The following is a 22,252-nucleotide window of genomic DNA, read 5'->3' as shown; positions in this document are numbered from 1 at the left end:
TTGCTGACGTCAGGCGGCGACGCACTCGTCCCCTGAGTCGAGCACGCAGAACATCTGGGATGCGCCCAGCAATCCTGCGCTGGCACCCGACGCGGAGAGCGGTGCGCTCAGTGCCGACATCTCGAAGTTCTGCGCGAACGGGTTGTAGTAGTCGTAGTCGGCCAGACCCTTGGCGGCGTCATAGTTCGTCCACAACGGGATACCGCCGAACGGTGTCACGAACTTCAACACGATCTTGCTGCGGGCTCCGTCTTCGCGCGGCAGCGCGTAGTACGCCTGCCCGAATCCCGTGGTTCCGGTGTAGTTGAAGTTGAACACCGAGCCGACCGGCGGGACGTCCCCGTCACCTAGGCCCGGGGTGCCCGAGGTGACGTTGGTGATGAGGACCGCCTCGGTGCTGTCACCGTCCACATCCCACTGGGTGGTCCTGTCGGCATCGACCGTGCCGAGCAGGTTGCCGTCGGCGTCGTAGACCTTGAACTGCTGGTACGCCTGGATGATCGCCTCACGCGGAGGCAGCCCGTTGATCCCGATGACCTGCTTCTCGCCGACCGGAACCAGGGTGTACTCGCCGGGAACGACCAGCTCTTCGCGCTCCGGCGGCGTCGCCGCATCGAAGTTGATGTCGAGTTCCTTGTTCCCGTTCGGGGTGACGAAGATGGTCGAGATCACGTTGCCGCCGGGATCGGGCTTGGCCGAGTAGATCACGTACAGGTTGTCGCTGTGGAAGTAGATGACGTTGTACACCGTGCCGACCGGCGGGGTGTCCCCGGCGGCGGTGCCGACGTTCCCCGACAGGGTCTCGGTGACGTAGACGGCCTCGGTGTAGGTACCGAGGACGTCCGACGTGACCGTGACGAGCCCCTCGAATTGGCCGACCTCGTTGCCTTCGTCGTCGAAGACGCTGAAGATCTGCTTTCCCTGAACGGCGGTGAAGAACGGCGGGAAGCCGGTCACCGACATCATCTCGGCGGAGTTGTCGACGGTCGGCGCGAGATAGAAGCCGTCGACGGTCTTGATGGGCCTGTTGAACGACACGTAGTCGGTGAGGTCGTGGGCTGCGTCGTACGGCGTGAAGATCTTGAAGGTGCCGAAGCGGGTCACGCGGTTGTACCTGATGACGGTCTCGCCGCCTTCGACGGGCATGGCCGAGTAGACGGTGCCGTAGCGGCCCGTGCCGAAGCTGGCGAGCACCGTGCCGACCGGCGGAAGGTCGCCGGCTTCGGTGCCGACAAGGTTTTCATCCGACACCTCGGTGACGACGACCTCCGTGTAGACCTTGTTGAAGCCGATCGAATTGTTCTGGCTCACCAGCCCGGTGAAGGAGCCGACCACGGTACCGTCGTCCGGGTCGACGAGGTCGAACTCCTGCTCTCCCTGCACCACGCCCTGGAAGCCCGGGAAGTTCGTGAACATGCCGTAGAAGGAACCCACGAACAGCGGGTCACCCGTGGCCACCACGTGGTAGCCGTTCAGAACCATGGTGGGGTTCTGGGCCTCTGCGTCGGCGGAACTGGTGAAATCCCGGCGTGCCGCCGCGGCGAACAACCAGGAAAGCGGCGACTCTGCCGCGGGCGACCACGGCGAGTTGCCGGCGAACGCGTCCAGGATGTTCCTGACCAGCGTGGCGAGGGGCCTCGAGACCGACGAAGTGGTCTCGGCGGATTCCGTCGTGACCGCCGTGGTGGTCGTCTCCGCCGAATCCTCGGTCGTCGATTCCTCCGACGCCGTCGACGCCGTCTGTGGCTCATCGACACTCACGGTCGCCAGCGAGGTCTTGGTTTCCTGCGTGTCCGCGACGACCTTCGCGGCGCTGGTGTCGCTCTCCGTCTCCGACGCGGACGTCGTCGTTTCGTCGGCCGGCTTCGACCACAACCGATGCCTGCCGGTCCGCGGCGCCTTCTCGGCGTCCGCCGTGTCACCCGTGCTCTGCGGGGTCTCGCCGGCGGGGTCGGACGATCCCGGTGTCGGCTCGCTGGTCTCCTCGTCCGGGGTGGTGTCCCCCTTGCCTCCGCCGAAGAGATCCCTCCAGATGCCTTGGCGGGGCTTCTTGCCGGTGCCCTCGGCTTCTTCGGCTTCTTCGGCCTCCTCGGCCTCCTCGGCATCTTCGGCATCTTCGGCCTCCGACGTCGAGGAGTCGTCCGACTCCGAGGTCGTGTCCGCCGTCGAGGTCGTCTCCGAATCCGAGCCGCCGGCCGCGCTGCTCGTCCCGGTATCGCTCGCGCCTGAAGTCGACGAGTCCGAGCCGGTGGGCTCGGCGTAGGCGACCCCGGTTCCCGTGAAGACCGCCGCGCCTACCCCGAGGGCAACCGCGAGTCCTCCGATGCGACCGATATAACTTCCAGCGTTCATTGCTCTCCCCCATGGGCTACCAGCGTGTCAGCAGAACTATACAAGTCGGGGCCGCCTACACAGCCGGTTTTCAGCATCGTTCAGTAAACTTTTCCATTGTTGCTGGATATCGTCCTCGCGCCGTCGGCTTCGCCGTCGCGCACCGAGCGATTCTCGTCCGGCCCGTCGTTTGTATGCACCCGTGTCAGCCGGACTTCATCGGGAGACCGAATGCCTCGTAGACGTACGCGAGGTCCTTGTGGATGCGCTCTGCGCTGAGACCGAACCGGTCGGGGGCGTGCTTGTGCTTGCTGGTGTACGAGCGTTGCCGCTCGGCCTGCGCGCGCACTTCTTCCCTGAAGGCTTCTGTGGGCTCGATCTCGGCGAACTCCAGAATCCGGTCGATCGTGGGCTCGAGGTTCTCGATGAGATCGGTGTACCTCACTACACAGAGGTTTTTCTCCGGAATCCGGCCGGACGAGTACGCCTCGTAGAAGACCCGGAGCATGTCACAGGACGCCTGGTAGAGGTTTTCGATCCAGCGCTGCTGGTCTTCCTTGCTGGTCCTGTTGAAGGCGTCGTAGCCGTTCTCGAGCACGCTCGCGATGAGCGACATCCCGGACGGGATGACCTCGACCGGGTCCCGGATGATGTACACGAGCTTGCAGTCGGGGTAGCGCTCGAGGACCTCGTCGAGACGGAAGGTGAGCATGCTCGTCTTGGCGAGGATGCGCTCGCTGTGCTTGTAGTAGAGGTTCCTTCGCCAGCACTCTTCGTAGTAACGGAAGAAACGTTCCTTCTCCTGCGGCGTGACCCCGCTGATCCCGAAGGCGCGCTGGGACAGCTCGCTCCCCCAGTTATCCTGCCAGGCCAGGAAGTAGGCCCACGCGAAGGGTCCGTCGAGGGTGTGGAAGAACCACGCCGGGTCGTCGGTCTCGATGCCGCGCAGGCTGGTGTCGTGCACGTCGGACGGGTGGTAACGCGCGGGTGAGAGCCGGTCGAATCGCGGGACGACGCGGCCGAGCAGCTTGCGCGCCGTGATGGCCGGGAAGAGCATCTCCCACAGCTCGAACGCGGCCAGGCCGCCGTTTCCGAGGAGGAACCGGTGCAGGAACGTGGTGCCACTGCGCGGGTTGCCGATGATGAAGATGGGCCGGTCGATCGGCTCTTCCTTGTAACGAGGGAAGACCACGCGGTCGAGACCCATGGTGGTCGCAGAGATCGCCTGCCGCAGCTGGAGCACCAGGAACGTGCCGAGCGGCCGTAGCCGCAATCCGAACGTCTTGCTGATGACCCGGTAGACCCGCAGGTAGCGATCCATTCAGCCCTCCCACACGGCGGCGGCGCCCACGATGGTGAACCCGGCCGCGGCGCTCGCCAGCACGATCTTGTCACCGGGTTCCACGGTGCCGCTCTTGAGGCGGTAGTCGAGCGCGAGGGCCCACGCGGTGCTCGCCGTGTTGCCGAACAACGAGTGGGTGTGGATGCATGCCTGCGGACGGGCGCCGAGCTCGGTGAGCACTCGCTCGAGCACAGCCTCGCTCGGCTGGTGGAAGGCGTAGTGGTCGACCTCCTCCGACGACCATCCGATCTCGGAGAGCATGGCGCGAACCTCGGGCGGCACGTGGACCGACAGTGCGAACAGCTCTTTCGACTTCGACGTGAAGTGCCCGTCGACCGGCGTCTTGCACAGGCCGTAGTGCTCGCAGAGCGTCTTGTGGAAGATGCCCTCCAGACGCGCGCTCCCCCCGGCCAGCGGCTCCCGGGATACCAGCAGTGCGGCGGCGGCGTTGCCCAGCGTCAGGCCCGCGGCGAAGTGCGCCACGTCCTGCAGCGATCCCATGTCGTAGGTGATCCGGTCGCGCGTCAGCTCACCGGCGCAGATCAGCGCGGTCTTCATCTCGGGGTGCAGCGCGAAGTAGCCCGCGACGGTGTGCATCGCTTCGATGAGTCCGGCACAGGCGCAGGTCACGTCGGTCGCGTGGAGTGGCCGCGCGCCGATGCGGCCGGCCACCTCGGCCGCGGTGGCCGGTTCGAAGTTGTCGCGCGCGATCCCCCCGTAGACGACGAGATCGAGGTCGCTCGCCGCCACGCCGTTCTGTTCGAGGCAGGCGGTCGCCGCACTCGCCGCGAACTCGCCGGGCGACAGGGTCGTGCTCTGGTCCAGATAGCGCGTCTTCGTATTACATCGATCGAAGACATAGCGGATGGTTTGCTCGATCCCATCCCACTCCGACGCCGGACCGCTGAACGAGTCACGGACCCGGGCGAGCACCTCGTCGTTGTCCATCGCCGTCTCGGGAAGGACAGTCGCGGGTCGCGAGAAGTACATATCTGGAAGCATCATGAGCCGATCCCCCTAACGTGTGAGTCGCGCAATGATTGCGCGAGCAGGTCATAGGCTATGAGCCACACGGCGGCACCGCAACCGCGGCAAACACGGAACGCCACCGGCGTTTCGTCTCGGAAGCTACCCCGCCCCCTCGCCGCTGTCAGCAGTTTGCTCAGATCGGGGTGAACAGGGCGTGATTCTCCCAGGTCGCGCGCAGCTTCGCCCCGGCGCGACCCCAAATTGACATCCCCGTCATAAACTCTTCTGCCGGCAGATTAGCTGGCTCTCGAGAAGATCGGGGGCAAATCGGGCACACGGTGTCGAACCCGGGGCACGACCCCGCGGACACGCGACCGGGAAAGTTGTCGACAGCAACGCCGGTAGGCGGGGCTCAGACCTTCTCCACGCGCACCGGCACCCCGGTCAGCCACGCCATGCCGGAGAGCGCTTCCACATCGCGGGGGTCGCTCGAGGTCAGCCGATTCACGTTGGCGCCACCCGCCCGATTGGCGAGACGCCAACCGCCGGTGCCCTTGTGGCCCCAACCGTGGGGCACGGCGATGACCCCCGGCATGATGTCCTTGGTCACGGCGACCGGGACCCTGATCTGGCCGTAGGGCGAGCTGACCTGTACATCGTCGCCGTCGCCGATGTGCAGATCGGCGGCGTCGTCGACGTTGATCAGCCCGTGGTGGGTGCGCTCCCCGCGCATCAGCAGCGGCGAGTTGTGCATCCAGGAGTTCTCCGAACGCGGTTCACGCATCCCGATCATCCGCAGCGGGTAGCCGTCCGGGTGGCGATTGCGCGACAGCATGGCGATCTGTTCGGCGATCTCGTCGTGCACCAACCGAATTCGGCCCCGCGGGTAGCTGATGCACTTCTTTAGCACGCCCGTGCTCAGGTGGGGGGCGAGCACGGTCCCGTGCGGGTGGCGATCGGTCAGGCGGCGGAAGGTCAGGCCGCCGCGCCGCAACCCGAAGAGGTCACCGCCACGGGTCGACCGGATGATGCCGTCGGCCAGCAGTCGGGGCGAGGCGTCGAGACCCAATCTCCTGAGCACCTTGCCCGAGAGCGACAGCAGCGTGAACACCGGCGTGCGTCCCGACAACCGCCGCATCAACTCCCCGACGATCTGCCATTCCTGACGGGCCTGCCCGGCAGGCGCCACCACCGCCTCGGTGGCCTGGCGAAACGGCGTGGCCTGGAAGGCCTGGAACGTCAGCGGGAAGTCGTCACGTTCGTACATGGTCGTCACCGGCAGGATGTAGTCACAGTGCGACGTCGTCTCCGTGACGTAGAAATCAAGTGCCACAGAGAGTTCCAGCGACGACAGCGCCGATTCCAGTTCGTCGCCATTGGGCACCGAGAGCACCGGATTGCCCGCGCTGACGAACAACGCCCTGATCTGACGGGGGCCCGGGGTGAGGATCTCCTTGGCCATCAGCGCTGCGGGTTCCGAGCCGATCAACGACGGGAACCCCCCGACACGGGATCGCCTGCGCCGGTAGGTGCGCCGCAGCATCGCGCCCATGGCCATGTTCGCCCAGCGTTGGGCGGGCAGGTCCAGACTGCCGAACACCGATCCGCCCGGCTCGTCGAGGTTGCCTGCGACGAGGTTGACGACGTCGATCAGGTAGGAGGTCAGGGTCCCGTACCTGCCGGCGCAGGTCCCCAACCGTCCGTAGACGGCCGCCCGCGGCGTCATCGCGAGGTCGCGCGCCAGCCCGCGCACCACGCCTGGGTCGATGCCCGTGTGGGACTGCGTCATCTCGGGAGTGAACCGTGCCGCAAGCGCGCGCAGCCAGTCCAGCCCCTCGGCGTAGGACGCCAGCCGGCGGGTGTCGACGAGGTCCTCGGCGAACATCACCTGCAGAAGCGACAGCAACAGGTGCGAATCCGTGTCGGGGACGATCCCGCACCATTCGAACTGGGTGGCCGTCTCCGATCTGCGTGGGTCGATCACGACCACGCGGCCACCCCGCTTGACGATGTCGTGCATCAGGTCCTTGATCCTCGGTGCAGTCAGGAAACTGCCATGCGAGACAACGGGATTGGCGCCCATCATCACCAGGAGGTCGGTCCGGGTCAAGTCCGGGATCGGCACCGACGTCGGGGTGCCGTAGAGCAGTTGGCTGGCCATCAGACGGCTGTTGGTGTCCTGGGACGAGGCCGTGAAGAAATGCGAACGCCTGCCGAGGCCCTTCACGAATGCCAGCGCGGCGAGCACGTGCGAATAGCTGAACGCACCGGGATTTCCGAAGTACCAACCCGCCGCGCCCGACCCGTGCTCCCGCAGGATCGCCGAGAGCCGCGTCGCGATGTCGGTCATCGCCTCGTCCCAGGTCACCTCCTCGAACCCGGCGGCCGTCCGGCGCAGCGGAACCGTGACGCGGTCGGGGTCGTTGACCACCTCGGTGAAGGCGATGCCCTTCTGACAGGCGAACCCCGACGACAGCGGGTGCTCTTTGTCGGGGCGCAGCGCGACGAGCTTGCCGTCCTCGACGGTGGCGATCATGCCGCACAGCGGCTCGCAGATCCGGCAGAAGGTGACCTTCTGTTCGGCCCCGGCTGCGGCCTCGCGCCCAGCGCTCGCCGCGGTGTTCTCGGCCATGTCAAGTCGCCCTTTCTGCAGCGCGGTACCGGGATAGTCTGATTCGGGTGCGCTGGATTGTCGATGGCATGAATGTGATCGGCTCGCGCCCGGACGGCTGGTGGCGCAACCGGCACCGCGCGATGGCCACCTTGGTCGACCGCCTGGAGGGGTGGGCGCTGCGCGACGGCGTGGACGTGACGGTGGTGTTCGAGCGGCCGCCCTCGCCGCCGATCGAGTCGACGGTCGTCACCGTGGCCCACGCCTCGTCGGCGGCGCCGAACTCCGCCGACGACGAGATCGTCCGGTTGGTGACCTCCGACCCGCATCCGGAACAGCTCAGGGTCGCGACATCGGACCGCGATCTGGCCGATCGGGTGCGAGCGGCGCAGGCGACCGTGTTCCCCGCCGAACGCCTCCGGGATCTCATCGACCCCCGGTGACATCCTGTAAGGCCTCCAGTTGCACTTTCGATAAGTGCGACCATATCCTGCCGCTGGCGACCGCCGTGTGCGAAAAGACAGGACCGGGACGTGACCGACGCCTACTACGAGCTCATCGATTCTGCCGATCCCCAGGGGGAGAAGTTCGCGGCGTCCGATCATGTGATCAGCACGTGGGGGTCGACGATGCAGAACGCCGCGCCGGTGTCGGCTCTGCTGGTCCGGGCGCTGGAGCGCTGCTCACCCCGCGACGATGCCCGCATCAGCAGGGTCGTGGTCGACCTCCTCGGGCCGGTTCCGGTCACCGACGAGTTGTGGGTGAGCGCCCGTGTCGAACGTCCGGGCACGAGGATCGAACTTGTCGCCGCGGAGATGCTGGCCCCCGGTCCGGACGGCTCTCCGCGGCCGGTCGCGAAGGCCACCGCCTGGCGGTTCCAGCACACTGATACCGACGAACTGCACTTCACGCCCGCCGAGACGCTCCCGCCGGTGACGCAGGGGCGGCGCCGCATGGCCGATGCAGGCGCGGATCAGACCTATATCCAGAGCCTGGACTGGCGTTGGCTCAACGACATCCTCAACAGCGTGCAGGCGGAGTGCTGGGCCAGGCCATTGGTCGATCTGGTCGCCGGTGAGACGATGACGCCGACCCAGCAGTTGTTCGCGGTGGCCGACATCGCCAACGGCATGGGAACCCGGCTCGACCCCGCCGAGTGGACGTTCCTCAACACCGATCTCGCGGTGCACATTCACCGGCTCCCCGAAGGAAAGTGGGTCGGCGTCCGCTCCGAGAATCATTACGGCAGAGACGGAGTCGGCATTTCCCGAGGGACGCTGTTCGACGAGCTCGGCCCGGTGGCCGCGATCCAACAGGTTCAGCTGGTTCGCCGGCGTCCACCACCGGACGTTTCCGGCTGAGGGACTTTACCGTAATATTTACCGTTGGCTCATCATGAAGACCGGAACGCACGGAGGACCCGCATGCAGAAGGCACTCGCGCCCGACATCACGACCTGGCCCGACGAGCAGCCGCAGCTGATCGGCAGCCAGTGCGAGGGCTGCGGCGCCACGGCGTTCCCCGCCCAGACCCGTTGCCCGAAATGCAGCGCCGCAGGCATGACCGAGTTGGCACTCCCCCGCCGCGGCACGTTGATCGCCTGGACCACACAGGGCTTCCCACCGGGACCGCCCTACAAGGGACCGACGGGCCGCCGGTTCGAACCCTTCGGCGTCGGCTTGGTGCAACTCGGCGACATCATCCGTGTCGAGGGACGCCTGACCGAGTGCGACCCCGGCAGGCTGGAGTTCGGCATGCAGGTCGAATTGACCATGATTCCCCTCACCGTTGTCGACGGCGACGAGATCGTCACCTTCGCCTTCCAGCCGGTCTGACCCGAGAGGAACTCCCGACATGCACGACGTGGCGATCATCGGTGTGGGTATCCACCCGTTCGGCAGGTTCGAGGGCAAATCGGCGATGGAGATGGGCGTGGACGCCATCACCGCCGCCGTCGCCGACGCAGGAATCACCTGGAACGACATCCAGTTCGGGGTGGGGGGCAGCTGGACGGTGGCCAACCCCGACGCCATCGTCGGGATGGTCGGCCTGTCCGGGATCCCGTTCACCAACGTGTTCAACGCCTGCGCCACGGCGGCCAGCGCCACCAAGGCGTGTGCCGACGGAATCCGCTTGGGCGACTACGACATCGGTATCGCCGTCGGCCTGGACAAGCATCCCCGCGGCGCCTTCACCGAAGACCCGGCGTTGGTGGGCATGCCGAGCTGGTACGCCGAGAACGGTCAGTACCTGACGACGCAGTTCTTCGGCATGAAAGCCAACCGCTATCTCCATGAGCACGGGATCAGCCACCAGACCCTGGCCAAGGTGGTCAACAAGAATCTCCGCAACGGGGCGTTGAATCCCAATGCCTTCCGCCGCAAGCCCATGGCCGAAGAAGCGATCCTCGACTCCCCGATGCTCAACTACCCGCTGACGCAGTACATGTTCTGCTCACCGGACGAGGGCGCGGCGGCGGTCGTCATGTGCCGCGCCGACCTCGCCCACCGGTACACCGCCAAGCCGGTGTTCGTCCGCGCGGTCGAGGTGCGCACCCGCAGATACGGCGCCTATGAGGTCAATACGACCTTCGCGCCAGTCGAGGAGGATGTGGCGCCCACGGTGTACGCCGCACGCGCGGCCTTCGAGAAGGCGGGCATCGAACCCGCCGACGTCGACGTGATCCAGTTGCAGGACACCGATGCCGGCGCCGAGGTCATCCACATGGCCGAGGCCGGATTCTGCGCCGACGGCGACCAGGAGAAGCTGATCGCCGAGGGCGCCACCGAGATCGGTGGCGCGATGCCGGTCAACACCGACGGTGGCCTGCTGGCCAACGGCGAGCCGATCGGCGCGTCCGGGCTGCGGCAGCTGCACGAGATCGTCCGTCAGTTGCGCGGAGAGGCGGGCGACCGGCAGGTCCCGGGCAACCCGAAGGTGGGTTTCGCCCAGCTCTACGGGGCACCGGGTACCGCAGGCGCCACGATCCTGAGTACCTGAGTCAAGCCCCCGGGCTATCTCAGGACCCGCACCGGCACATTGCTCCAGCCGGCGACATTCTGCATGTTGACCCGCTGGCACCGGCTCCAATCCACTTCGTACCGCGGCATGAAGTCCAGCAGCTTGTCCAGTGCGATCACACTTTCCATGCGGGCCAGTGCCGCGCCGAGGCAGCTGTGGATTCCGTACCCGAATCCGAGGTTCTGGGCTTCGGTTCGGTCCCGGTCGACGTCGAACCTGTCCGGATCGGTCCATGCGGCGGGATCCCGGTTCGCCGAGCCGCCCCCCAGGAACACCGGCTTCCCGGCAGGGATCGTGACGCCATGCAGCGTGGTCTCGCGTAGTGAGCACCGCACGTTGTATTGCGCCGGCGCTTCATACCGCAGGAGTTCCTCGACCGCGAGAGGAATCTTGCTGCGGTCGTCGAGCAGCTTCTGCCACTGGTCAGGGTTCTGAGCGAAGACCACGGCTGCGTTGCCGAGCAGTTTGGTTACCGTCTCCGCGCCCGCGCCGCCTAACCGTGTTGCGAATTCGGTGATTTCGATGTTCTCGAGCGGGGCCATCTCACCGTTGTCGCGTTCGATCTCGGCCGTGATGAGTTGGCTCAGCAGATCGTCACCGAGTTCGTTTCGGCGCTGCTTGACCAGACGGTAGTAGTAGACCGCCATGTCGACGGCGGCCTTCCGGCCGGACTCCGTCATGTCGACGTCGCCGGGCTCACGGTGCAGCAGTTCATCGATCCAGACCCGGATCTGCTGGTGATCCTGCTCGGGCACGCCTTGCAGGGTGGTCATCACGTCCACGGGAAACAGCGCGGAGAAGTCCTGGACGACGTCGAAGCGGTCCGGGTTCACGGCATCGAGGTGTTTGTCGATCAGGGATCGCACCAGCGGCTCATGCGCCTTGATCGCCCGCGGCGTGAACACCTTGTTCAGCAAGCTCCTCATCCGGCGGTGCTCCGGCGGGTCCATGGCGATGATCGAGCCGTGCTCGGTCACTTCGCCCTTGCGCACCATCGCCAGGTCGACGCCATAGGCAGACGAGAACGTCTGGTGGTCCTTGAACGCCGCCGCCACGTCCTCGTGGCGGGTGAGCGCGTAGAAGTCGAACTCCGCGCTGTAGTAGACCGGAGCTTCGTCACGCATGCGCGCATACGTCTCGTAGGGGGAGGTGAAGACTCCTCGGAGAAGGGGTCGAACGCCACGTCTGTTGTCGTCATCGCGCTCGTTCCTCGCCTTTTCTCTGCCGGATCGTGCCGATGCGGCGCTCGTCGGCTGCCACGCTCGGGCTAAGAGGCGGCCTTGACCGCCGGCGGCGAGTAGTTCGGCTTGCCGAGCCCGAGGACGTACTGCGCGATCATGTTGCGGAATACCTCCAGCGTGCCGCCGTAGATGCCGACCAGCGGCGCGAACCGGTAGACGTATTCGGCTGCGCCGTCGTCGGCCGCGCCATCGGTCCCGAGCGGCAGCGCCGACGCGGCGCCCAGAATGTCCATCAGGTCCGGCGAGATGTCACGCATCGTCTGCGCCAGTGCCACCCTGCCGAAGATGCTCGGTGCCGACAGCGCGGCCTCCATTCTGGCAACACTGCGGCCGAGACGGTATGTGACCGAGCCATCGTCGATCAGCCTGCGGCCGTTGGGATCTGCCACTGTCGACTGTGCGGCGGCCTTGTCCACCGCGGCGGCCATGAACCCGGCCTGGTGCATCATGATCGACACGTCCGCCAGTCCGTCGTCGGCCGCGTCCACCGCACCGTGCTCGGCGTTGAGCGGTTCGCGGACCACCGTCCACCCCCCGTCGACCTCCCCCATCCGGTATCGGTCGTCCACCCGGACATCGCTGTAGTAGACGATGTTGGTGCGGTCGCCGTCGACGGTGCGGATGCCCTGGATCTCGACACCGGACGAATCGAGCGGCACCAGGAACATGGTGAGGCTCTTGTGTTTCGGCGCGCTCGGGTCGGTGTTGGTGATCAGGAAGACGTACTGGCAGTTGTGTGCGCCGGTGGTGAACATCTTGGACCCGTTGATGATCCACTGGTCGCCGTCGCGGACCGCGCGGGTCTTGCAGGTGGCCACGTCGGAGCCGCCCTCGGGCTCGGTGTAGCCCAGGCACAGCCGCACGTGTCCGCTGTACACCCGCGGCAGCACTTCGTCTTTGAGCTCCGGTGAACCGAACTTCTCCACGGACCTGGCGATCATCGACGTCGTCCCCGACGTCACCCACGGCACGTGCGCACGGCGCTTCTCCAGCTCCCAGATCCGCCGCTCGATCCGCGTGAAGGGCCGCTCGGAGTCCGGGTTCCAATCGCGGTCCAGGTAACCGGCGGCACCGAGCGCGAGATGCACGCCCTCGTCGAAGTTGTCCCCGGTTTCGCGATCCCGCCGCAGGACGTCCTCGGTCACCACCTCCTGTAGGAAGCTGCGGACCTCGTTCTGGAACTTCTGGTCGTCGTCGTCGAGTCGCACTCGTGAGAAATCCATTGCTCAGCTCCGTCCTTCACGATCGGCGACGATTGCGGCGATGCGCTTGGCGGTGACGCCGGGGTCACCGCCGGCGATCGCCCACCCCCTGGCCCGAACCAGGTAGGCGGTGGCGGCGGCCTCGGCGGAGACGCCGAGCCCGCCCTGTACGTGGACGGCCATCGTCGCGGCTTTGGCGGCCTCCTCGGCCATGAACACGAAGACCGAAGGCGCCAGCTCCGGCCGTTCGTCGGGCTCGTTGTCGAGGAACCAGGCCGCGCGCCTGGCGAGATTGCGGCCGCCCTGCACCGTGATGGCGATGTTGGCCAGCGGATGCGAGATCCCCTGCAGCGTCGAGATCGGCACGCCGAGCGTGTAGCGCGTCTTGGCGAACTCGGCGGCGATCGTCATCGTCTCCTCGACCAGCCCGACCAGTGCGGCGCCGGTCAGCAACCGCCATTCATCCAGTGCGCGTTGGTAATCAGCGAGCGCTTCGGCGCCGCTGGCCAGTACGGTGCGGTTGTCGGCCGCGGCCGGGTCCACCCACGCCATCGGCAGCTTGCCTATGTTGTCGACCCGCGCGGGGCGCGAGGCGAAGGTCAGCTGCACGACGTTGTCGCCGTCACGCATGACGATGTGGTCGGCGACCGACCCCGTCGGGATCAACCTGACTCCGGATGCGCTGTCCTGCTGCGGATCGAACCCCACCAACTGCTTGCCGTTGACGATCTCGGGCTCCACTGCACCGAGCCTTCCCAGCAGCCGCGCGGCGCACACGTGGTCGATCCACGGCACCGGGGCGAGCGACCGACCGATCTCCTCGGCGACCAGCGTCAGGTCGACCAGCGTGGCCCCGTCGCCTCCCACGGCTTCCGGGAGCGCCATCGTCGTCGCGCCCATGGCGCACAGCCGTTCCCACAGGCTCTTGTCGAAACCGGACTCTTCGGCAGCGCGGACCGTCTCGATCGAGCATCGGCTGCCGAAGAAGTCGTTGTAGGCCGCCTGCAGTGCCTGGTGGTCCTCGCTGAGGCTGTAATCCAGCCTGCGCAGTTCGTAGCGGTCCATGATCAGGGCTCCTGTTCCTTGTGCTCGCCACCGAAGAAGAAGTCGTTCGCGTTGTTGAAGAGATAGTTGTCGAGAACCTCGGGCGGCAGATCCAGGGCCAACGCCTCCGGGACGACGCGGCTCTGCCGCAGCACCGGCCAGTCCGAGGCGAAGATGACCTTGTCCTTCCCGCGGGTGCGCATGTAGTGCAACAGGCTGTCGGGCAGCCGCTTCGGCGACCAGGCCGAGGTCATGATGCGCAGGTTGGCGTACTTGATCAGCAGCCGGATCGCGATGTCCCACCACGGATCCGCGCCGTGGATCATGCACAGCTTCAGCTCAGGGAAGCGGACGCACACCCGGTCGAGATGGATCGGGTTCTGCACCTCGCCGGGGATGGGCGGACCGGGAATCCCGGTGTTGACGCACAGCGGCAGCTCCAGCTCGGCACATTTCGCGTACAGCGGGTAGTACACCGCATCGCTGGGCGGGTACATCCCGTCGCCCCAGAAGCTCGGTCCGACAGCGGTATACGCGACGGGCAGGCCGTTGTGCACAGCGGCCAGCTCGCGCAGCGCCGGGACCGGACGCAGCAGGTTGACGCCGCCGATCGCCAGGGCGAACCGGTCGGGGCGCTCCTCGGCGAACTTGCGCGCGGTGACCGACGGCTTGACGAGGTTGTCCATCAGGATGGCCTTGGCGACACCGTGCTCGTCCATTTCGTCGAGCAGCGCCGGGAGCTCGACCTGGTCGTACAGCGACTGGGGGCCCTTGAAGTAGTCGTCACGCACCTTGAGCATGAAGTCGGGCTGCTTGGCGGTTTCGCCGAAGTGGACGTTGACCAGGCAATCAATGACTTTCGGGCTGACGCGTCGTGTCATGGCCGGCTGCCCGCCGTATCCGATTGGCGGCCCGCCGCCGTATCCGATCGGCGGCCCGCTTCGGTCTTCGCCCACCGGTAGTCGGCCTTCCCGTTGCCGAGCCGACGGACCTTTTCGACCACGATGAACTCCTTGGGCGCCTTGAATCGAGCAAGCTCCGCGGTGCACGCGGCATGCAGTGAATCGGGTGTGATGTTCTCCCCGGGGTGCATCTGCACCAGTGCCACCACTTCCTGCCCCCACCGGTCGCTGTCGCGTCCGACCACGAGTGCGTCGGCCACGCCGGGGTGGGCGCGCAGCACCGCCTCGACCTCCTCCACGAACACCTTCTCCCCGCCGGTGTTCACCACCAGCGAGTCGCGCCCGTACAGCCGCAGTGTCCCGTCCGACTCGAGCGACGCGCGGTCACCGGACACCACGACCCGTTGCCCTTCGACGACGGGGAACGTCTTGCGGGTGGCGTCGGGACCGTCGAAGTAGCCCAGCGGAATGCGGCCTTTGCGTACCACCCAGCCGACCTCCGGCTCCCCGGGTTCGACGAACCGCGTCATGTCCTCGGACACCACGGTCCCCCCTTCGCGCAGGTCGAACGTCTCGCGATGAGACCCTCGCTGGTTGTGCCCGAAGCCCATGTTCCCCGTCTCCGACGATCCGTAGCCGTCGATGATCGTCAGCTGCGGCAGCTTCTCCAGCAGCGCACTCACGTGCTTGGGATTGGTTGCCGCGCCACCGGTTCCGATCGCATAGATCGACGAGAGGTCGTAGTTGTTGCGGTTGAGTTCGTCGATCAGCGGCGAGGCGTAGGCGTCACCCACCATCGTCATCAGGCCGACCTTCTCGCGCTCTGCGGTCTGCCAGACCGACCGCGGATCGAACTTCGCGCGGTCGTCGTACAGCACCACCGGCAATCCCGCGAGCGCGCCCGAGAACACCGTCCACAACCCCGCCGCATGCATCAGCGGCGAGACGGCGAACCACGGCGGGCCTTCGTTTCGGATCACCTTGTCGTGGATCTCGGTGGCCGACTCGTGATCGGCGCCGACCATCGACGACACATACGTGTCGCTCTGGCGCCACAGCACCCCCTTGGGGCGTCCCGTGGTGCCACCGGTGCAGTACATGATGAGGTCGTCCGGCGAGGCGACGATGCGGTTTTCCGGATCGCCCATGGCCACCGCGGCGTCCAGCGACACCGACCCGGGCAGGGCGACCGCGTCGCTGCCATCGTCGACGGCGATCATCAGATCGCAACCGGCGGGTGGCAGCACGTCGGCGAACTTCGCCCCCAGCGCGCGGTGGTACACGACCGCGCGGGGCTTGACGTAGGCCAACAGGTCGGCGACTTCGCGCGGCGTGTAGTGGTGGTTGACGTTGACCGGCACGGTGCGGGCCTTGAGCGCACCCACGACGACTTCCGGGTAGCGGTCGTTGTGCATGATCAACGCGATGCGATCCTGCCCGCACTCCCAGTTGTCGAGCTCGTCCCGACCGCGGTGCACACCGAATCCCTTGGCCGCCAAGAAGTTCGCGAATTGGCGGGTGCGCTGCGCCATGTCACCGTAGGTGGTTGTGCGCTCCCCGCAGACCGTCATCGTCCGGTCGGGGATGACGTCGGCGATGGCGTCGACGACATCGCCGATGGTCCATTCCCCCATGACTAGGCGGAGGCTCTCACGTTCACGCCCAGGAGGTCGAGTGCGTTGTCGCGCATCACCTTCCGGGTGTCCTCGGCGCTGAACTCGGGGAACTGCGGGATGTCGGCGGTGAACGCCATCGGATCGGCCAACCCCTCGCCGTGCGGCCAGTCCGAACCGAACAGGACCTTGTCCACACCGATCGTCTCGGCCAGCAATTTCACGTCATCCTCGTAATACGGCGCGATCCAGACGTTGTTGCGCAACTGCTCGACCGGATCCTCCTTGTAGTGATACGGCGCGGTATTCGCCGACTTCTTCAACCGCTTGATCAACCGGTAGACGAAGTACGAACCGTTCTCGATGCTGGCGACCTTCAGCCTCGGATGCCGGGTGAACACCTGGTGCACGATCATCGACGCCATCGCGTCATGGATCGCCCGATCGTCGAGCAACACCTGATCCAACGGATCCTTCTTGCCGAACCCCTCGAACGTCGCCTTGCCGCCCCACAGCGCGGCGATCGCCAGATAGCCACTGTCGGAAAGATGGAACACCACCGGAACCCCCGCCTCGGCCAACCGCGCCCACACCGGGTCGTGCACCGGATCACCCAGCGACCGCGGCTTCACCACACCCGGCACCGGCGCCGGCCGCACACACACGATCTTCGCCCCGCGACCCAGCACGAACTCGACCTCCTCGACCGCCTTGTCCGGGTCGGCCAGCGAGATGATCGGCGCCGACAGGAACCGGTGATCAGGGCGGTCGAAACCCCAGTCCTCGTCCAGCCACAGGTTGAACGCGTGCACCGTCGCCACCGTGGCCTCGATATCGTGTTTGAGGGCCTCTTCCACACCGCAGGCGAACGTCGGCAGCATGAACACCGTCTCGAGGTTCTGCTTGTCCAGGATCTTCACCCGGGCATCGCGGTTCTGGTATTCGGGATGGTCGGCCAACCGATCCACCTTCATCAGCGACGCCGGATCCACGCCCTCGGGGATCTCGCCGCGGAACAGCAGGTCCAGACACCCGGGCTCGATGATCGGATCGAACGTCGGGTTCGGGATGAAATGGTTGACCACACCCCCCATCACGGCGAACGTGCGCTTGCCCTCGGTCAGCATCTGCACGCCGCGGCGTTTGAACTCCTTGGGCAGGTGGCGCGTGCACGAGTCGATCGGCTCGTAGTAATGGTTGTCGACATCGATCGCCCGATAATCGAGGGGTTTGACGTTCATGGCAGTTCCTCCTGCTCCGATACCAACGGCGGGAAGCTGGGCTGTCTCTTCTCGAAGAAGGCGGTGATACCTTCGATGAAGTCGGGCCGCAGCATCGACTCGTGCATGAGTTTCTCCGCTGTGGCGCTGGTGTCGTGGACGTTTCGTAAAGCGTCGCCGTAGATTTGACGTTTGATGACCGCCATCGAGCTCGGCGCGCAGTGCGCGGCCATGTCCTCGGCGTAGGCAAGTACCCGGGGCATCAGGTCCTCAGGCGGCACGACCTCGGAGACCATGCCGAGTTCCTTGGCCTCTTCGGCATAGAACGTGCGCCCGCTCAACAGCAGATCGAGCGACTGTCCCCAGCCGACCACGCGCGGCAGTATCCACGAGATGCCGTACTCGGCGATGAGTCCGCGACGGGCGAACGCGGTGGTGAACTTGGCGCCGGCGGCCGCGAACCGGACGTCGCACATCAACGCCTGCGTGAGGCCGATGCCCGCGCACGCTCCGTTGATCGCCGCGATGATCGGCTTGCGCAGCCCGGTGACGAAGTGGGGGTGGCGTTCCCCGACCAGCTTCGTCACGTCCGTTTCTCCGGAAGACTCGTTTGCCTCGCCGATCGTGTCCAGGTCACCCATGTCGGCGCCGGCGCAGAACGCGCGACCGTTGCCGGTGAGGACGATGACCCGGACGGCGGGGTCGGCTTCGGCCCGGTCGATGCACCGGTAGAAGGCACCCGCCAGTCCGCCGCCCCACGCGTTCATGCGCTCGGGGCGGTTCAGCGTCACCACGGCGACACCGCTGTCGCGGAGTTCGAAAAGCACCGGACTGGTTGTGTCGGAGACGGTTCCGGCGTTGTCCGCAACAGTCATCGTGACGACCTCATCGCCTGGTCGACTCCTAGGGCATCAGCTGGATGGATGCACATACTGTACACCTATCGGTACACCCTTCCGCAAGACGGCTCAGGCACCCATGAGCGTCAGGCTTCGACCAGGCCGAGGCCCACGTATGCCGACCGGATCTGGTCCTTGGCGGCGTCGGGCAGCAGCGCCTGCGGGGGTCGTGAGTGCGGGTAGGAGCCGACGGGCAGGCCGAGCACTGACGCGGCGTGCTTGAACGCTGCACCCCAGTGCGTGAAGTAGTCCGGCCGGCCCGGGTAGCAGGTGTACCAGGAGCCCCGATCGAGTTCGAATCGGTCCATCCCGGTGGTCCGCGCGTAGTCCATCGCCTCGATCAGCTTGCCGTCCCACACGAGGTTCCAGTACTCGGTGAACAGCCGCCGCTGCGGCGTCTCGAACAGGTAGCCCGCGGTGCCCAACTGGGCCGCGCAGACGATTCCGTCGCGCAGCCACCCCGCGCGGTAGACGGTGGTGTCGCACTCCCAGATCAGCAGTTCGGGCGCGAGGTCGTGCAGCCGACGGCTGTTGGCGGGCCGGAACGCACCCTCCTTGGTGGCGCACACGGCGGGGATCTCGGCGGCGATCCGCGCGCTCTCCTCGGCGCTCAGCACGTACCCGGACGACGGGGAGTTGAACATGCCGAGGGCGATGTCGGTGCGGTCTGCGATGTAGCGGAAGAAGTTCAGCACGCCCTCGCCACCGTGGCACTCCATCATCGGTGTCTGGATGTAGACGATGTCGGCGCCGGACTCCTGTGCGTGCCGGGTGAGTTCCAGGCAGTCCTTGGCCGCCGTCGCCGCCGTGCAGGCCTGGATGACGACGTCGGGGTTGATGGCCCGCGCCTCCTCGATCGCCACTTCCAGGAGCCGTTTGCGCTCCTCGAGTGTCAGCGCCCAGAATTCGGCGAGACCGCTGACGCACCACAGCATTTCGCGGCCGAGGTCGCCCACGCAGTAGCGCACCAGCGTGCGGTAGGCGTCCCAGTCGATGTCGTCGCCCGCATCGCCCGCGAACGGGGTGTAGAGCGAATCACCGATCCCGCGGATCACCCCATGCGCCCACTCGCGCGCTTCCCTGGCCGTTGCCATGTGCCGCTCCCTCGCCGGAGTTGATCGGATGAGAACTCAGATGAAGTCGCTACCGCCGTCGACGTTGACGTTCGCACCGGTCATGTAGGAATTGCGTCGCGACGCCAGGAACGCTGCGACGGGTCCGATCTCTTCGGGCAGGCCCGCCCGGGGCAGGTGCGCCGGGTGTCCGAAGTGCTCGTCGATGGCCTCCATCAACCGGTACGGATCGGTGCCGTCGACGCCCACCGATTCGGCCCAGCCCAGCAGCGCCTCCGACGAGATGCTGCCCGGCGAGACGACGTTCACCAGGATCTCGTCGGGAGCCAACTGCAGGGACAGGTTCTTCGACACGCTGTTCACCATCGCCTTGGCGGCGGTGTAGGCCGCGAGCCTGGTGCTCTGACGCTGGGTGGAATGCGCGGAGAAGTTCACGATCCGCGCCCACTCGGCGTTGCGCAGCAGCGGCAGCGCCGCCCGCACGCACCGCACCATGCCCATCGCGCCGTCCTCGACGGCTGCCCGCCACTGGTCGTCGGTCAGCTCCTCGAATGAGCCGGCCGCGCTGGGGCCCACCGTGTTGATCAGTACGTTGAGTTCGCCGCCCCAACGGTTCCCCAACTCGGTGAACATCTCTTCCAGCCGGTCGTTGTCCGCGACGTCGGCGACGATGCCCAGGGCGTCGGGACTACCGAGACGACTCAGCTCCCCGGCGGCTTGATCCAGGACGGACTTCGTGCGGCCGACCAGCGCCACCCGGGCGCCGTCCTCAGCGAGGCAACGCGCGGTCGCCAGGCCCATACCGCGACCACCGCCGACGACGACGGCGGTCGCGTTCGCGAACCCGAGGTCCATGCGGGTGCCGTCAGGTTCCCGTCCAGTTCGGCGCACGCTTCTCGGCGAACGCCGTCGCGCCCTCCATCGCGTCCTTCGACGAGAACACCGGCATGATCAGTTCGCTCTGCTTCTCCCACATCTCGGCCTCGCTCCAGTCCGCCGACTGGGCGATGATCTGCTTGGTGACCGCCACCGCCAGGGGCCCGTTGGCAGTGATGCGCTCGGCCAGCGCCATCGCACCCGCCAGGGCCTCGCCCGGCTCGGTGAGGACGTTGACGAAGCCCCACTGCGAGGCTTCCTCGGCGGTGAAATTGTCGCCGGTCAACGCCAGTTCGAGTGCCTTCTGGTAGGGAATGCGGTGCGGCAGCCTCAGCAGTCCGCCGCCCGCGGCCACCAGCCCCCGCTTGACCTCCGGGATGCCGAACTTGGCGTTCTTGGCCGCGACGACCAGGTCGGTGGCCAGCACGATCTCGGTGCCGCCGGCCAACGCGTAGCCCTCGACGGCGGCGATGACGGGCTTGCGCGGCGGGCGTTCGGTGAAGCCGATGCCGCGACCGGGGATCGCGGGCACCTCGCCGGCCATGAAGGCCTTGAGGTCCATGCCCGCACAGAAGGTGCCGCCTGCGCCGGTGACGATCGCGACCGAGAGCTCGTTCGTGTCGTCGAGCTCGTCCATGGCATCGGCCAGACCCTGCGCCACCGCGAGGTTGAAGGCGTTGCGCGCCTCCGGTCGGTTGATGGTGATGACCAGAATGCGTCCGTGGCGTTCCAGGAGAACCTCGTCTGACACATCATCCCTTTCGCTTGCCGCTCAACACCGTTCGCGCGATGTCGCCGGATATTGCTGGAAGAGCTTACTATAGGCCTTACAGTAAAAGAGCGGAACCACGGTGGCCGCGACCGGGCAGCAACCGGACGGTAAGGTCGCGTTCACGGCGGCGGCGCGACACGACTGCAAAGGCGCAGTTCAGACTACTGCGGCGGGTACCTTCAGGACTACCGACCCGCTCCAGGAGCTGCACAGCGCAGCATCGAATGACGGAGGTGCCCTGAGTGGCGAAGCAGGCGACCGCGGAGAAGCGTCAACGGCGCGAACGTGGTTCCATCAACCCCGACGACATCATCAGCGGCGCATTCGAGCTCGCCGAGCAGGTGTCGATCGACAACCTGAGCATGCCGCTTCTCGGCAAGCATCTGGGCGTCGGAGTCACCAGCATCTACTGGTACTTCCGCAAGAAGGACGACCTGCTCAACGCGATGACGGACCGCGCGCTGCGGCAGTACGCCTTCGCCACGCCTTACGTCGAAGCGAAGGACTGGCGCGAGACACTGCGCAATCACGCGCGGGCGATGCGAAAGACCTTCCTGGGCAACCCGATACTGGCCGACCTGATCCTCATCCGGTCGGCGCTGAGCCCCCGCGCGGCGAAACTGGGTGTCCAGGAGGTGGAGAAGGCGATCAGCAGCCTCGTCGAGGCGGGGCTGTCCCCCGAGGACGCGTTCGACACCTACTCGGCGATGTCGGTCCACGTCCGCGGGTCGGTGGTCCTGCAGCGACTCCGGGAGAAGAACCTGGCCGGGGAGGAGGCGCACGGCGACATCGACGACACGATGGCGATCGACCCGGAGACCGCCCCGTTGCTGGCGGCCGTCACGCAGCAGGGTCATCACCTCAGCGCCGCCGACGACCGTAACTTCGAGTTCGGTCTCGAGTGCATCCTCGACCATGCAGGCCGGCTCCTCGAGCAGAACACCAAGCCTGCGCGCAAGGCGACGAAGGCCCCCGCCCGCAAGCGCTGACCCCCTGCCTGACCCGCCGGAATTGCATTCCAGCAGGAAAACCGCGAGAGCGGGCCTGCTAATCCGAAAATAGAGGTGAGGTGCGCTGGGTGTGGGCGCGTCGGTGTTGCCGTGGGTGCCACGGCGGGTTTGGTGTGTTCGCGGGTC

The 22,252-nt window shown here is 66.5% G+C and carries 18 protein-coding genes and 1 pseudogene; 5 read left to right on the top strand and 14 right to left on the bottom strand.

Features of this window, described 5'->3' with window-relative positions; all coding sequences use genetic code 11:
* Positions 1 to 9: 9 nt before the first annotated feature.
* The 4 genes from H7I57_RS23805 to H7I57_RS23790 form a co-directional block, all read right to left on the bottom strand.
* On the bottom strand, positions 10 to 2,352 hold the full coding sequence (locus tag H7I57_RS23805) for a hypothetical protein (RefSeq protein ID WP_264026525.1): 2,343 nt from the start codon (positions 2,350 to 2,352) through the stop codon (positions 10 to 12).
* A 184-nt stretch (positions 2,353 to 2,536) separates the two neighbouring features.
* Entirely contained in the window at positions 2,537 to 3,652 is a 1,116-nt protein-coding gene (locus H7I57_RS23800; RefSeq protein WP_264026523.1) for a sulfotransferase family protein, read from the bottom strand.
* Positions 3,653 to 4,678 carry a 3-oxoacyl-ACP synthase III family protein gene (locus H7I57_RS23795; protein WP_264026522.1) on the bottom strand — a complete coding sequence of 342 codons (1,026 nt, stop codon included), beginning with the start codon at positions 4,676 to 4,678 and terminating at the stop codon, positions 3,653 to 3,655.
* A gap of 376 nt (positions 4,679 to 5,054) precedes the next feature.
* On the bottom strand, positions 5,055 to 7,274 hold the full coding sequence (locus tag H7I57_RS23790; protein WP_264026520.1) for a molybdopterin-containing oxidoreductase family protein: 2,220 nt from the start codon (positions 7,272 to 7,274) through the stop codon (positions 5,055 to 5,057).
* 47 nt (positions 7,275 to 7,321) lie between these two features.
* Between H7I57_RS23790 and H7I57_RS23785 the strand changes: the two genes are divergently transcribed.
* From H7I57_RS23785 to H7I57_RS23770, 4 genes are all read left to right on the top strand, one after another.
* Positions 7,322 to 7,696, top strand: coding sequence for an NYN domain-containing protein (locus H7I57_RS23785; RefSeq protein WP_264026517.1), 375 nt, complete (start codon positions 7,322 to 7,324; stop codon positions 7,694 to 7,696).
* A 90-nt stretch (positions 7,697 to 7,786) separates the two neighbouring features.
* Positions 7,787 to 8,614: a thioesterase family protein gene (locus tag H7I57_RS23780; RefSeq protein ID WP_264026515.1), complete on the top strand. Its 828-nt coding sequence runs from the start codon at positions 7,787 to 7,789 to the stop codon at positions 8,612 to 8,614.
* A 63-nt stretch (positions 8,615 to 8,677) separates the two neighbouring features.
* Positions 8,678 to 9,088, top strand: a complete 411-nt coding sequence (locus H7I57_RS23775) for a Zn-ribbon domain-containing OB-fold protein (protein WP_264026513.1) — start codon at positions 8,678 to 8,680, stop codon at positions 9,086 to 9,088.
* A 19-nt stretch (positions 9,089 to 9,107) separates the two neighbouring features.
* Positions 9,108 to 10,253, top strand: a complete 1,146-nt coding sequence (locus H7I57_RS23770; RefSeq protein WP_264026511.1) for a thiolase family protein — start codon at positions 9,108 to 9,110, stop codon at positions 10,251 to 10,253.
* A gap of 14 nt (positions 10,254 to 10,267) precedes the next feature.
* On the opposite strand, the pseudogene H7I57_RS23765 reads toward H7I57_RS23770, so the two are convergent.
* The 10 genes and pseudogenes from H7I57_RS23765 to H7I57_RS23720 all read right to left on the bottom strand — a co-directional run bounded on the left by H7I57_RS23765 (position 10,268) and on the right by H7I57_RS23720 (position 21,095).
* Positions 10,268 to 11,472, bottom strand: a pseudogene (locus H7I57_RS23765) (cytochrome P450).
* Between the two features lie 69 nt (positions 11,473 to 11,541).
* Positions 11,542 to 12,738 (bottom strand): acyl-CoA dehydrogenase family protein, encoded by a 1,197-nt coding sequence (locus H7I57_RS23760; RefSeq protein WP_264026509.1) that lies wholly within the window; start codon positions 12,736 to 12,738, stop codon positions 11,542 to 11,544.
* 3 nt (positions 12,739 to 12,741) lie between these two features.
* Complete coding sequence (locus H7I57_RS23755; RefSeq protein ID WP_264026508.1) at positions 12,742 to 13,782, bottom strand: acyl-CoA dehydrogenase family protein; 1,041 nt, start codon at positions 13,780 to 13,782, stop codon at positions 12,742 to 12,744.
* 2 nt (positions 13,783 to 13,784) lie between these two features.
* Complete coding sequence (locus H7I57_RS23750) at positions 13,785 to 14,642, bottom strand: amidohydrolase family protein (protein ID WP_264026507.1); 858 nt, start codon at positions 14,640 to 14,642, stop codon at positions 13,785 to 13,787.
* Positions 14,639 to 16,297, bottom strand: coding sequence for an acyl-CoA synthetase (locus H7I57_RS23745; RefSeq protein ID WP_264026505.1), 1,659 nt, complete (start codon positions 16,295 to 16,297; stop codon positions 14,639 to 14,641). The genes H7I57_RS23750 and H7I57_RS23745 overlap by 4 nt, the downstream gene beginning before the upstream one ends.
* 2 nt (positions 16,298 to 16,299) lie before the next feature.
* Positions 16,300 to 17,517, bottom strand: coding sequence for an amidohydrolase family protein (locus tag H7I57_RS23740; protein ID WP_264026503.1), 1,218 nt, complete (start codon positions 17,515 to 17,517; stop codon positions 16,300 to 16,302).
* A complete protein-coding gene (locus H7I57_RS23735) occupies positions 17,514 to 18,371 on the bottom strand; it encodes an enoyl-CoA hydratase (RefSeq protein WP_264026502.1) in 858 nt (285 codons plus the stop codon). Before H7I57_RS23735 ends, H7I57_RS23740 begins: the two co-directional genes overlap by 4 nt.
* Positions 18,372 to 18,481: 110 nt before the next feature.
* The gene (locus tag H7I57_RS23730) at positions 18,482 to 19,489 is read right to left on the bottom strand and encodes a dihydrodipicolinate synthase family protein (RefSeq protein WP_264026500.1); all 1,008 of its coding nucleotides are present in this window, start codon (positions 19,487 to 19,489) and stop codon (positions 18,482 to 18,484) included.
* A gap of 36 nt (positions 19,490 to 19,525) precedes the next feature.
* Positions 19,526 to 20,323 carry an SDR family NAD(P)-dependent oxidoreductase gene (locus H7I57_RS23725; RefSeq protein ID WP_264026499.1) on the bottom strand — a complete coding sequence of 266 codons (798 nt, stop codon included), beginning with the start codon at positions 20,321 to 20,323 and terminating at the stop codon, positions 19,526 to 19,528.
* Between the two features lie 10 nt (positions 20,324 to 20,333).
* Positions 20,334 to 21,095, bottom strand: a complete 762-nt coding sequence (locus H7I57_RS23720) for a crotonase/enoyl-CoA hydratase family protein (protein ID WP_264026495.1) — start codon at positions 21,093 to 21,095, stop codon at positions 20,334 to 20,336.
* Between the two features lie 263 nt (positions 21,096 to 21,358).
* Here H7I57_RS23720 and H7I57_RS23715 point away from each other — a divergent pair, with 263 nt between their 5' ends.
* Entirely contained in the window at positions 21,359 to 22,105 is a 747-nt protein-coding gene (locus H7I57_RS23715; RefSeq protein WP_264026494.1) for a TetR/AcrR family transcriptional regulator, read from the top strand.
* Positions 22,106 to 22,252 lie beyond the last annotated feature (147 nt).

It is taken from the genome of Mycolicibacterium pyrenivorans, assembly GCF_025821625.1.
Lineage (GTDB): Bacteria > Actinomycetota > Actinomycetes > Mycobacteriales > Mycobacteriaceae > Mycobacterium > Mycobacterium pyrenivorans.
This window is presented reverse-complemented; position numbering and strand designations above follow the sequence as displayed.